Origin of the sequence: Bacillus sp. JJ664 (assembly GCF_036962205.1) — a bacterium.
In the GTDB taxonomy this organism is placed as follows: Bacteria; Bacillota; Bacilli; order Bacillales; family Bacillaceae_G; genus Gottfriedia.
In genome coordinates this window covers 20,161-32,837 of sequence record NZ_JBALMS010000037.1, presented here as the reverse complement: position 1 = coordinate 32,837, position 12,677 = coordinate 20,161, and the positions used below count along the sequence as shown (strand labels likewise).

General features: G+C 34.9%; 14 protein-coding genes and 1 riboswitch. Of the genes, 12 read left to right on the top strand and 2 right to left on the bottom strand.

Annotated elements, in window-relative coordinates:
* The first annotated feature begins 62 nt into the window (after positions 1–62).
* From V7056_RS06350 to V7056_RS06335, 4 genes are all read left to right on the top strand, one after another.
* Positions 63–245: a hypothetical protein gene (locus V7056_RS06350; protein WP_087999237.1), complete on the top strand. Its 183-nt coding sequence runs from the start codon at positions 63–65 to the stop codon at positions 243–245.
* A 35-nt stretch (positions 246–280) separates the two neighbouring features.
* Positions 281–1,789, top strand: a complete 1,509-nt coding sequence (locus tag V7056_RS06345; RefSeq protein WP_499700333.1) for an MDR family MFS transporter — start codon at positions 281–283, stop codon at positions 1,787–1,789.
* Between the two features lie 135 nt (positions 1,790–1,924).
* Positions 1,925–2,347 carry an RrF2 family transcriptional regulator gene (locus tag V7056_RS06340; protein WP_499700331.1) on the top strand — a complete coding sequence of 141 codons (423 nt, stop codon included), beginning with the start codon at positions 1,925–1,927 and terminating at the stop codon, positions 2,345–2,347.
* 116 nt (positions 2,348–2,463) lie between these two features.
* The gene (locus V7056_RS06335) at positions 2,464–3,171 is read left to right on the top strand and encodes a nitroreductase family protein (protein ID WP_499700329.1); all 708 of its coding nucleotides are present in this window, start codon (positions 2,464–2,466) and stop codon (positions 3,169–3,171) included.
* 65 nt (positions 3,172–3,236) lie between these two features.
* On the opposite strand, the gene pdxK is transcribed toward V7056_RS06335, so the two are convergent.
* Entirely contained in the window at positions 3,237–4,052 is an 816-nt protein-coding gene (gene pdxK / locus V7056_RS06330) for a pyridoxine/pyridoxal/pyridoxamine kinase (protein WP_499700327.1), read from the bottom strand.
* A 233-nt stretch (positions 4,053–4,285) separates the two neighbouring features.
* A riboswitch (Lysine riboswitch) is annotated at positions 4,286–4,469 on the top strand.
* Positions 4,470–4,663: 194 nt separating this feature from the next.
* Between pdxK and V7056_RS06325 the strand changes: the two genes are divergently transcribed.
* The 7 genes from V7056_RS06325 (at position 4,664) to V7056_RS06295 (ending at position 11,076) form a co-directional block, all read left to right on the top strand.
* Positions 4,664–6,112, top strand: a complete 1,449-nt coding sequence (locus V7056_RS06325; RefSeq protein WP_499700325.1) for an amino acid permease — start codon at positions 4,664–4,666, stop codon at positions 6,110–6,112.
* A 174-nt stretch (positions 6,113–6,286) separates the two neighbouring features.
* Complete coding sequence (locus V7056_RS06320; RefSeq protein WP_499700323.1) at positions 6,287–6,985, top strand: MBL fold metallo-hydrolase; 699 nt, start codon at positions 6,287–6,289, stop codon at positions 6,983–6,985.
* Positions 6,986–7,552: a TetR-like C-terminal domain-containing protein gene (locus V7056_RS06315; protein WP_499700321.1), complete on the top strand. Its 567-nt coding sequence runs from the start codon at positions 6,986–6,988 to the stop codon at positions 7,550–7,552.
* 118 nt (positions 7,553–7,670) lie between these two features.
* On the top strand, positions 7,671–8,672 hold the full coding sequence (locus V7056_RS06310; protein WP_499700319.1) for a zinc-binding dehydrogenase: 1,002 nt from the start codon (positions 7,671–7,673) through the stop codon (positions 8,670–8,672).
* 155 nt (positions 8,673–8,827) lie between these two features.
* Positions 8,828–9,691, top strand: a complete 864-nt coding sequence (locus V7056_RS06305) for a carbon-nitrogen hydrolase family protein (RefSeq protein ID WP_499700318.1) — start codon at positions 8,828–8,830, stop codon at positions 9,689–9,691.
* 25 nt (positions 9,692–9,716) lie between these two features.
* Complete coding sequence (locus tag V7056_RS06300) at positions 9,717–10,388, top strand: GNAT family N-acetyltransferase (RefSeq protein WP_499700316.1); 672 nt, start codon at positions 9,717–9,719, stop codon at positions 10,386–10,388.
* Positions 10,389–10,404: 16 nt separating this feature from the next.
* Positions 10,405–11,076: a GNAT family N-acetyltransferase gene (locus V7056_RS06295; protein ID WP_499700314.1), complete on the top strand. Its 672-nt coding sequence runs from the start codon at positions 10,405–10,407 to the stop codon at positions 11,074–11,076.
* 89 nt (positions 11,077–11,165) lie between these two features.
* Here V7056_RS06295 and V7056_RS06290 read toward each other — a convergent pair whose 3' ends face one another.
* Positions 11,166–11,357 (bottom strand): hypothetical protein, encoded by a 192-nt coding sequence (locus V7056_RS06290; protein WP_499700312.1) that lies wholly within the window; start codon positions 11,355–11,357, stop codon positions 11,166–11,168.
* 171 nt (positions 11,358–11,528) lie between these two features.
* Here V7056_RS06290 and V7056_RS06285 point away from each other — a divergent pair, with 171 nt between their 5' ends.
* The gene (locus V7056_RS06285) at positions 11,529–12,470 is read left to right on the top strand and encodes a VanW family protein (RefSeq protein ID WP_499700310.1); all 942 of its coding nucleotides are present in this window, start codon (positions 11,529–11,531) and stop codon (positions 12,468–12,470) included.
* The last annotated feature ends 207 nt before the right edge of the window (positions 12,471–12,677 follow it).

The window sequence follows — 12,677 nt, the reverse complement described above, 5'->3', positions numbered from 1 at the left end:
GCTATGAAATGTATGAAAGTATTTCTATGCCTTTTTAATAGTGATAGAGAGGGAATGATAAAATGTTAAGACATGAAGAGGCTGTCGGTATATTTTACGCTGCATTTGTTATATTAGGATTAACAATAGGCTTAGGAGTTGGTTATTTTACATCACATTTAATTGCTGGTGGGTTTCTTGGTTTTGGAATTGGAATAGGTCTAGGTCTTTTAAGCAATGCAATACTGTATATTAATAAAGATTGATTTTTAAAGTTCGAGCGTTAAAAGGAGAGAGAAACATGCAAAAAAGGGAAACAAAATTGGTTCCAGTTATGATTGCATTATTATTAGGTATATTTTTTGCCTCATTAGATAATACGATTGTATCTACGGCGATGCCGACAATGTTAAAAGATCTTGGTGGTTACGATCAGTTTGTTTGGGTAACCTCAGCATACTTAGTAACGGAAATGGCTGGTATGCCTATTTTTGGTAAACTGTCAGATATGTATGGAAGAAAACGATTCTTTATGTTAGGTATTATTTTATTTTTACTTGGATCGATTCTTTGTGGTACTGCACAGTCTATCGTTCAACTTAGTATTTACCGAGCAATTCAAGGAATTGGTGGTAGTGCATTAATGCCAATCGCTTTCTCGATCATTTGGGATGTGTTTCCTGTTGAGAAACGAGGGAAAATGAGTGGTATTTTTGGAGCTGTATTTGGTCTATCTAGTGTTTTAGGTCCATTAATTGGGGCATATATTACAGATTATATTGATTGGAGATTTATTTTCTATATTAATATTCCATTTGGTTTGTTAACACTTGGTTTAATTAGCTTTTATTATAAAGAATCAACGAACCACCAAAAACAACAAATTGATTGGTGGGGTGCAACTACATTCGTCATTAGTATTGTCAGTTTAATGTTTGCACTAGAACTTGGTGGAAAAGAGTACGCGTGGGATTCTATTCAAATTTTAGGTTTATTTGGTGCTTTTGCTTTCTTCTTTATTCTCTTTTTAATCATTGAAAGAAAAGTTCCAGAGCCAATTATTTCTTTTGAGATGTTCAAAATGCGACTTTTTGCAGCAAGTAATTTTGTAGGCTTATTTTATGGTGCTGCGTTTATTGCAGCAACAATCTATATCCCGATTTTTATCCAGTTTGTGCAGGGTGGTACCGCAACAAACTCAGGACTAGTATTATTACCAATGATGGTTAGTGTAAGTATTTCTGCTGCATTTGGTGGAGCATTAGCAAATAAAACTAGCTATCGTAATTTAATGGCGGGTTCTGTCGTCCTATTATTAGCAGGAATTCTATGCTTAGGAACTTTGTCGCCTGATACAACGAAATTCCAAATTGTACTGTACATGATTATTGTAGGACTTGGTGTAGGCGTTTCATTCTCAGTTTTAGGTATGGCAGCAATGCACCATTTTGATAATGAAAACCGGGGTTCAGCAAGCTCTACCAACTCATTCCTTCGTGCATTAGGAATGACTGTCGGTATTACAGTATTTGGTGTTATTCAAAGAAATGTCTTTTCAGACAAAATTTCAAGTGCACTTGGAAATAGTGGAGCACCTCAAAATTTAGATATCAATCAGGCGTTAACACCTGAGGCAAGTAAAATGATTCCTGCTCCTGTTTTAGAGAAAATTTCAGAAGTGTTTGCTACTTCTATCGCTCATACTTTCTTATGGACTTTAATTCCAGTTGGTTTAGCGATGATCTCAATTTTCTTAATGGGCAATGAAAAATTATCGAATAAAGAATTACCACAAAGCAATGCATCATAAGAAAGAAGGCCATTTGGGCCTTCTTTTTTTATTTTTTAAATACACTTCAATTTTCATGCTCAATTTACCTTAGCGACTGAAAGTAGGTTGTCTTTTTTCAAAAATCGTATAGACTAGTATTTGAGGTGAAAGCTTTTGAAAGATAAGGTTTCTAGTACGAAATGGTTTGGACTTGCTCTTCAGTCTTTACTTGTATTGGCAGCGCATGATGGAATTTGTCCAAGTTCTATGATGGCTCAAAAACTTGAAGCACAGTCGACCTTTTTAAGAAAAATTCTTGCCAATCTAGTTAAAGCTGGAATTATTTCAGCAAAAGAAGGGCGAGATGGTGGTTATTATTTAGCTAGAGATGCAAGTGAAATTTCATTAAAAGATGTTTATGATGCAATGAGATCTGATCCATATTCACAAGGATTTTTAGATGTGAATAGCCATGAATGCTTTACAGCTTCAACTCGTTCAGCTTTATATAATTTAAAAGATGAAATGGAAAGTTGGCTTGTAGAAGGTCTTGCAAAGAAGACTGTCGCTGATTTACTACCAAAAGAAATTAGATAAATAAAATCGAAACATTGTTTCGGTTTTATTTTTTTTGATAAACTGTAGTTGACTTTTATACAGTTAAAGTTTTATACTGTATCTGTAAATAATACAGTTTTTAAGGAGAGATTTAAATGACAAAAGTATCATCAGATAGAGAAGAGTATTTAAATAAAGTGAATGAAATTGATTTTGGAAATGAGGCACCTAAACAACTTGATAGTTCTGATTTCTTTACAGTAGCAAAAGAAAGACGTTCAGTACGCCATTATGATCCAAATTTTAAACTAAGTGATGAAGAAGTTCGGGAACTATTAGAAATCGCAGTTCAAGCTCCATCTTCTTCAAACTTACAACCGTGGAGATTTTTAGTGATTAATAAACAAGAAACGAAACAAAAATTGCTTCCAATTGCTAACAATCAACAACAAGTCGTTGATGCTTCAGTTGTGATTGCAGTTTTAGGTGATACAAAAGCATATGTAAATGCCGATCGAATTTATGATGAATTAGTTGAAAAAGGTATGATGACTCAAGAGGTTAAAGACTTTTATGTAGGCTCAATTGTTAAAAATTATGGTAATTTCCCAGAGGAAATCGCAACAAAAGTAGCGATGATTGATGGTGGATTAGTATCAATGCAACTAATGCTTGCGGCAAAAGCAAAAGGTTTAGATACAGTACCAATGGGTGGTTTTGATCAAGCGAAATTTGTAGAAGAATTTAATGTACCTGAAAACTTCAAACCAGTTATGTTAATCTCTGTTGGTAAGGGAATCAAAGCAGGGTTTGAAAAAGTTCGTTTGACGTTAGATGAAGTTCTTACTTGGGATCAGTTTTAAGAGCAAGGAAAGTAAAAAGAGCAGGGGAAAGGGATTGTCCTTAACCTGCTCTTTTCTATTGTATATTATTTTTCTCCATGTAAACGATACGCCATATGGTTTGTTGGACCTACATATTCATTTAATTTAAACGAGTGGCGAATTGCTTCAGTTATATACTTTTTAGCAGTATATATAGCTTCTCTAGGTTCTACTCCTTTAGCTAATTCAGCACAGATTGCTGCAGAATATGTACAACCAGCACCATGTGTATATGTTGTTTCAATTCGATCAGATTCTAAAATTTCTATTTTTTCACCGTCAAATAAAACATCAACCGCGTTTTCATGTTGAATTTTGCTTCCGCCTTTAACAAGTACGAATTTTGCGCCTAATGCATGAATCTTACGCGCTGCTTCTTCCATTTGTTCAACTGTTTTAATTGGCGCCATATTTGCTAATTGTGCTGCCTCAAATAAATTTGGTGTTACTACAGTTGATAAAGGAACTAAAACATCTCTTAATGCATCATTTGTTTCAGGATGTAAAGCCTCATCATTCCCTTTGCAAATCATAACCGGGTCAACTACTACACGATTTATATTATGTTTTTTAATTGTTTCAGCTGCTAATTCTATAACTTCCACTGATCCAAGCATTCCTGTTTTCATTGCCTGAATGCCTACACCAACAACGATTGTTTCTAATTGCGCTGCAATTGTACTTATATCAATCGGAAATACTTGATGGTGCCAATGATTATGTGGGTCCATTGCAACTAATGTGGTAACCGCACTCATTCCATAAACATTTCTCTCTTGGAATGTTTTTATGTCTGCCTGTAAACCTGCGCCACCACTACTATCTGATCCTGCAAGAGTTAATGCTTTATACACTGTCATATCAAAATTCCTCCTTTGTTTAAATACAATTTCATTATAGCAAAAAGAACACTAAAAAGCAGGAAGTAGGGCAGGTTATGAATGGAAAATAGAAATCATAAAGGAAATGGTATAGACAATTCTAAAGGACTCTTCAACTGTTTCTTGTAGAATTTTGCAGAAAGTAATTGACAACTAGATTATGAGATTGGTATAGTAATTTTATAAATTTTAATTAAATATGATCTTTATCTCGTATGGATAGAGGCGCGGTTTTGATGAGTTATTACTTGGAGGTTTATGGAACCTATGAAAAGTAATGAAAGGCGAAACTGCCGAAGTAACAAAGTTGCCATTCAATTTTGTTGCTGGGCCTATTGCTGAATAAGCGTAGGACTGTCACAAGTTTACTTTTACTTGTGGAGGGCTATTGAAGAGATGTTGGCTGTTAGACGCATATAAACTGAGTCTTAAACACGTGAACATTCTTCACGTGTTTTTTTGTGTTTTCAAGAGCATTCTAACCTACATAAAGTAGGAATTTCTTGAGTAAAATACACAGCAAACAACACTTTTGCGCCCCTAATTCTGCGTAAAGATAGTATTGCATGAATGAAGAGGAGGCAACAAAGATGGGACAAACAAATCTCCCGCAAAATGATGGTTCTTTAAAAAGAGGACTGAAAGCAAGACACTTAACAATGATTTCAATTGGTGGTTCTATTGGGACAGGGTTATTTTTAGCAAGTGGCGCTTCAATTAGTGAAGCTGGACCAGGTGGAGCTTTATTAGCATATTGCTTAATTGGTTTAATGGTTTATTTCTTAATGACAAGTTTAGGGGAAATGGCTACATATCTTCCTGTATCTGGTTCTTTTAGTACGTACGCATCTCGTTATGTAGATCCAGCATTTGGATTTGCGATGGGTTGGAACTATTGGTATAACTGGGCAATCACATTAGCTTTTGAATTAGTTGCTTCAGCAATGTTAATGAAATATTGGTTCCCAAATACTCCTGCTGTATTATGGAGTGCCATTTTCTTAGTCATCATTTTAGGGTTAAACCTATTATCAGTTAAAGGCTACGGTGAATCAGAATTTTGGTTTTCTTTAATCAAAGTCGTAACTGTTATTGTCTTTTTAGTAGTAGGGATTGCAATGATTTTTGGTATTTTAGGTGGAGATAGTGTTGGATTTAAAAACTTTACTGCTGGTGGAGCACCGTTCCATAATGGATTTTTAGGTGTGTTATCAATTTTCATCGTTGCTGGATTCTCATTCCAAGGTACAGAGTTAATTGGTGTTGCAGCTGGAGAAACTGAAAATCCAGAGAAAAATGTACCGAAAGCAATTAAACAAATTTTCTGGCGTATCCTTTTATTCTATGTATTAGCAATTTTTGTTATTGGTTTATTAATACCTTATACTGACGCAGATTTATTAAGAGGGGACGTTGCAGTCAGTCCATTTACTTTAGTTTTTGAAAAATTAGGTGTAGCTTTTGCAGCATCAGTAATGAATGCAGTTATTTTAACTTCTGTGTTATCAGCAGGGAATAGTGGTACGTATGCTTCTACTCGTATGTTATATACGTTAGCTATTGAAGGAAAAGCGCCAAAATTCTTAACAAAAATAAACAAAAACGGTGTTCCAACAAATGCTTTATATGTAACGCTAGCAGTTGGTTCATTAGCATGCTTAACGTCATTCTTTGGTGAAGGTCAAGTATATACTTGGTTATTAAATCTATCAGGCTTATCAGGATTTATTGCATGGTTAGGTATTGCGATTTCACATTATCGTTTCCGTAAAGCATATGTTGCTCAAGGAAAAGATTTAAATGATTTACCGTATCGTGCAAAATGGTTCCCTTTAGGTCCGATTCTAGCATTTTTAGCTTGTTTATTTATCGTATTAGCTCAAAACTATCAAGCGTTCACTGGTCATATAATTGACTGGCAAGGTGTACTTGTCTCATACATTGGTATTCCAGTATTCCTAATCGTGTGGTTAGGTTATAAATTTAAAAATAAAACAAAAGTAGTTGCTTATAACGAAATGGATTTAAGCAGAAAATAAAATAAATTGGAATCCTTCCATCTTTGGTGGAAGGTTTTTTTTTGTTTGGTTCAAGCTAGTTTATGCTTCTAATTTGAACAGATTGGAAATATATTGAAATTAAGTGTTTACAAAAACTAATGGCATTAGTATTATAAAACTAATACCATTAGTTTTAACTTAGGAGGAATTGTGATGAAGGTTACTAAATCTAATTTTCTTTATCAAATCAGTTTTTTGCCTAATTTATTCCCTGTAAATTGTTTTTTAGTTGAAGAAGAAAATGGACTTACTTTAATTGATACTGCTTTATCATTCAGTGCTGATAAAATCATTTCTGTTTCGAATGAAATTGGCAAAAAAATAACAAATATTGTACTGACTCATGCTCATGGGGATCATATCGGTTCACTAGACCGTTTAAAATCTATGATGCCTGATGTTGTTGTATCTATTTCAAAAAGAGATGCGAAATTATTAAAGGGTGATGTTACTTTAGAACCAAATGAACCCAATTTGCCTATAAAAGGTGGAGTACCAAAAAATATTCAAACCACACCTGATCGATATTTACTAGAAGGTGATACGATTGGTTCATTGTTAGCAATTGAAACACCTGGCCATACTCCTGGTTCGATGTCGTTTTTGGATCAACGTACAAATACTGTAATTGCAGGAGATGCATTTACATTAAGGGGCGGTATTGCAATTTCAGGACAATTGAACCTTCTATTTCCATTTCCTGCTTGGGCGACATGGAGCAAAGAGGAGGCAATCAAAAGTGCTCGTAAAATAAGTCAATTGAAGCCATTATTATTGGCAGTAGGTCATGGGTCAATGTTAAATAATCCACAAGAAGCAATTGAGCATGCATTAAATAAAGGAGAATCATGAATGTCACCTAGAATTGGTTTAAATTTTAACGAATTACTGAAAACTGCTATTGAGATTGTCGATGATGAAGGTTGGGATGTCTTAACGATTAGTTATTTAGCTAAGAAATTGACGATTCAGCCCCCTTCAATTTATAATCATGTGAAAAATTTAGATGAACTGAAAAATAGTATTGCACTTTATGGTATTCAGCAGCTGTATGAGGAGCTTCACTCTTCAATTTGTGATCAATCAAAGGAGGCGATTTTTTCTTTAGCGTTTGCATATATCCATTTTGCTCGAAAGCACCCTGGATTATATCAATCGACTCTTTCATCAACTCACACTGTAGGTGATCAATACACTGTAGTTGCAACTAAAATTTTAGAATTGATTTTTGAAGTTCTGAAACCATATGATGTAAATGAGATTGATCAAATCCATATTGTCAGAGGGCTAAGAAGTATTCTTCATGGATTTGTTTCCCTTGAAGATCATGACGGCTTCGGGATTAATATTCCGATAGATGAAAGTATTAGATTTGTATTGAATCATTATATGAAGAATGTTGGATCGTTAAATAAGTAAAAGAACCTTTTAAATATAAAAGGTTTTTTGTCTTTATTTTCAGGAGTTCTAATTTATTGAATAAATAAAATTTATGTTAAAATATAGAAAAATTCACTATGAGAAAGAAGGAATATATATGAACGCAATGGTGATTCATCAGTATGGAAATAGTTCCGAATTTCAAAAAATAGATGTTCCTTACCCGTTTCCTAAAGGAAATCAAGTACTTGTTAAGATTGCTGCAACTAGTGTGAATCCGATTGATATGAAAATTCGAAAAGGTGTTGTTCAAAACGCATTTCAACCTAATTTTCCAATGATTCTTCATAGTGATTTTTCTGGTGAAATTGTAGAAATTGGAGAGTCTGTTTTGCGTTTTTCAGTTGGAGAACTAGTATATGGCTTTAATGCAGCAGGCGGAGCACTATCCGATTATTTATTAGTTGATGAGTCAATTTTGGCAAAAGCACCTAAAAATATACAAATCCAAGATTCTGCTGGCTTACCTTTGACTTCAATTACAGCGTGGGAGGCTTTAGTTGATAGAGGGAATATTAAAGCTGGAGATCATATTTTAATTCATGGGGGGACAGGTGGTGTTGGTCATGTAGCGATACAAATAGCTAAATCCTTAGGTGCTATTGTTTCTACTACTGTTTCCTCAAATGAAAAAGCAGCATTAGTCAAATCACTCGGAGTAGATCATGTCATTAATTATAAAGATGAGTCGGTCTTAGCATACGTTGAGCGTCTGACGAATGGTAAAGGCTTTGATGTCGTTTTTGATACTGTGGGTACTGATAATTTGGATAAGTCTTTTCAAGCTGTTAAACAAAAGGGGACAGTTTTAGCGATCGCTGCTCGCTCTACTCATGATTTAACGCCATTACATAGTAAATCCTTATCTTTACATGTTATTTTTATTATGCTTACTCAGAAAACAGAGGAAGGGCGTAAAGAACATGGTGAGATTTTACATAAAATAGCTAATCTCGTAGAGTCCGAAAAAGTAAAGCCACTTATTAATCCGAAGCGTTTTACATTTGAAGAAATAAGTGAAGCTCATGATTATTTTGAAAACAATGAAGTTGAATATGGAAAGGTAATTATTGAAAATCAAAGATTCAAAGCAGAATAAAATTCACTTGTTACCCTATAGTAATTAATTATTTATCTTTTCGTAAACTCCGTATGCTATGATAGTGCTAGCATAGGAGTTTTTTGCTCATTTAGTTAATTTATCTAATAAGGTTTATACAATATATATAATTGAAATTGGGAAGAGGGGATTGTATGCAATTAAGAGTTTCAGCTGTTCAATATCATCTCCACACAATCAATTCTTTTGAAGAATTTGCAAGTCAAGTGGAGCATTATATAAAAACAGCAGAAGAATTTGGTTCGGATTTTATTGTTTTTCCTGAATTTTTTACAACTCAGCTTATGTCGATCGGCAATGATAAAGGTGAAGCATTAACGATTCAAGAATTACCCAACTTTACTGAACAATATCGTACATTATTTATCAAATTTGCAGAGCAATACAAGATGCACATTGTTGCAGGAACTCATATAATTCGCAAAGGCGATCGATTATACAATGTTGCTCATCTGTTTTATCCAGATGGACGAGTTGCAGAACAGGCTAAACTTCACATTACACCAACTGAAGTGAATGAGTGGAACATGAGCCCAGGTGAAACATTTGAAGTATTCGAAACTGAAAAAGGAAAAATTGCGATGTTAACTTGTTATGACATCGAATTTCCAGAAATCGTTCGAATGGCAAAAGCAAAAGGTGCAGATGTAATCTTCTGTCCTTCATGCACTGATGATCGTCATGGTTTTCATCGAGTTCGTTACACGAGTCATGCTAGAGCAATTGAAAATCAAGTCTATGTTGTAAATACTGGGACTGTTGGTTCTCTTCCAACTGTTGATTTCATGCGTGCTAATTTTGGCCAGGCAGTGGTTATCACGCCAAATGATATTCCATTCCCTCCAAAAGGTATTTTGGTAGAAGGGGAAATTAATCAAGATATGATTGTTACAGCGGATTTGAATTTAGAGCTTTTATATCAAGTTCGTGAAAAGGGCTCTGTGACTACATGGCGTGATCGTCGCATTGATCTTTATCCAGATTGGGAAACAAAATAAGGAATTCGCATTTGGGGGTTTTAATATGTATCGAAAAGAATTCTTTGTTTTCGACCAAGACAAACCTGTCCCTGTAGTAATCCGTCAATATGTAGAAAAGGACTTTCCAGATTTAATTCGTATTCAACAGGAAAGCTTTCCGCCCCCATTTCCATCTGACCTTTGGTGGAATGAGGAGCAGCTTACTAACCACGTGTCTCTTTTTCCACAAGGAGCACTGTGTATTGAAGTGGATGGCAAAATAGCAGGTTCAATGACTGGGTTACTTGTAGATTTTGATTCGAATCAACCAAATCACACCTGGGACGACATGACAGATAGTGGCTATATTCGTAACCATAACCCAAATGGAAATACTTTGTACGTTGTTGATATTGGAGTTAGACCGATCTATCGCAAATTGGGGCTCGGGAAGTGGTTGATGTTTTCAATGTATGATATTGTGGTTCACTTGCGCTTGGAACGGTTGCTTGGTGGAGGACGAATGCCTGGTTATCATAAAGTTGCAAAAGATTTGTCTCCCGAGCAGTATTTGGATACTATTTTAAAAGGAGAATTAAAAGATCCAGTTATCTCCTTTTTACTTCGTTGCGGTCGTACGCCAGTTAAAGTAGTAGCCGATTACTTAGAGGATGAAGAATCATGTCATTATGGGACGTTAATGGAATGGAAAAATCCATTTGCAAATTCAATTTAAGATGGGAGAACATGTAATGGAATTTAGTAGAATTGTGAATATCAAAGATCCGTTATTTTCACAAATGCATCAATTAATGCAAGATGTATTTCCCCCGGAAGAAGTACTTGAATTTGATCTTTGGAAGGAACCTTTGGAGGATCCCGGTATTCGTGTTTTTGTTGCTGTTCATGAAGGAAGAGTAGTGGGGGCTACAGAGTATCGCTATTACGAGGATTTTAATGTTGCTATGACAGATTTTACAATCATCGGCCAAGCTGGTTTTGGAGTTGGGCCGTTTTTGGCCAAAAAAAGATTAGAAGATTTGCATGCCTTAGCTACTGCAAATGGTAAGAAATTATCAGGTATGTTTGCTGAAATCTATGATCCATATCGTGTAGATCATTATGAGTTTGGCGGTGTTAAGCCAATGGATCCATATGTTCGTCGTGAAGTCTTGGCTCACCTTGGCTATAAGCGTCTTAATTTCTCATATGTTCATCCTTCTTGGCACAACGATGGTGAGGCTATTACAGGTTTAGATCTTTGCTTCCTTCCAATGGATGGGGACATGAATGAGCTACCTACGGACTTAATTGTGAAATTCTTAAAACGTTATTATACTGTTTTACCAAATAAGCCGGAATCATGGTTTACAATGGTTGAAAACTTAGAAGCTAAAGAAAAAGTGGAGTTATTATACTTTTAATTTTGGAAATAAAAAGCTTGCCGATGAAGTCCCTCGAGATTAGACTAGTCGATAAGCTTTTTTTTATGCTTATTTTCATTAAACGGTATTTAATCTTCTCTTGCACTATCCTCTGCAATCACTCGCAGTTCTTGATAGAAAAGATCATGATTATGATTGCTTTCTTCATTTTCTGTTTCTTTGTATTTGTCTACAATTTCCAAGAGTTCACCAGTATCTCCCTTGGCATTAATGATTTCTAACAGTTGATTCATGTCATTTGTATATTCATCTTTTTTCATTACAGTCCCTCCAATTTTTAAGGTTCGTCATTATTCTTTACTAGCTTCATGAAAAAAACACACTTGTGATTTTTTCATTCAAAGCTTATTTGAACTTTCTTTATTTAAAAAGAGCGAATCACATTAAAGTATAATCTCTTGCCCATACTAATATTGGGAGGTATGCCATTTATGATCCTTACTTGGATAGCTAGTTTATTTATATTAACACAATCTGTTCATCTTCCAGACAGTTTAACGATCAATCAACAAGGACACACCATAGCCATTGTTAATCGGGAGCATTTTACTGTGCCTGTTCCTGGTATTCCAACGATTGATGAAAGTAAATACAATCAATTTATCGACAAACTTGACCAGCAAATTTATCAGGAACCGATCAATGCTAAAATTAATGACCAGGGAAGAATTGTACCTGGGCAGGTAGGGTACAGACTTTATAAAAAGGAGTTTAAAGAGCAGTTTCACTCTTACTTTTATGGGAGTGGCCCTGCAAAGATCGAAGTGCCTGAGTTAGACATTTATCCGAAAGTTGACAGTGAGTTACTTGCTCATATACGGATACAACAGATTGGTCAGTACGTGACTTATTTTAATTCAAATAATAAAAGTCGTTTAAACAATATCTCACTAGCGGCAAAAGCAATTGATAATCATGTTGTTTTCCCTAACGAGATTTTCTCATTTAACCAGGTTGTAGGAAAGAGGAGTAAAGATAAAGGGTACTTGAGTGCTGCCATTATCGTTAAAGGGGAATTATCTGAAGGAGTTGGTGGAGGTATTTGTCAGGTGTCATCAACGTTGTTCAATGCTGTTGATCGTGCTGGACTACAAATTGTGGAGCGGTATTCGCATAGTAGGCAAGTATCATATGTTCCACCTGGACGTGATGCTACTGTTAGCTGGTATGGACCTGATTTTCGCTTTCAAAATAAATATAATCAACCGATTTTGATTCGAGCTAAGCAATATGGAGGTAGTGTTGTTGTTACGCTTCACTCGTCAGATGTCATTAATTACGAAATTCGGAAAGTACCTAAAGCTCCATCTCGTTTACCTAAGGAAATCAATACAAAACCTGAAATACCTAGTTTCAACCACATTAATTTGTGAAAAACTGCATGGGAATATTTTTAGACAGTTTTTTTCTGAAAGAATACGAGTTGCTACGGCAGCTTGTTTTTTTATTGATCCTATTTAAATGCGTTAGTTGATTACAACTCCAGGATGAAACAAGAAGATATCTCTGTAAAACTTTTAAATAAGCTCATGAAATGGGAATTTTAGGTAAACATAAAATGGAACGTATTAAGATGAAAG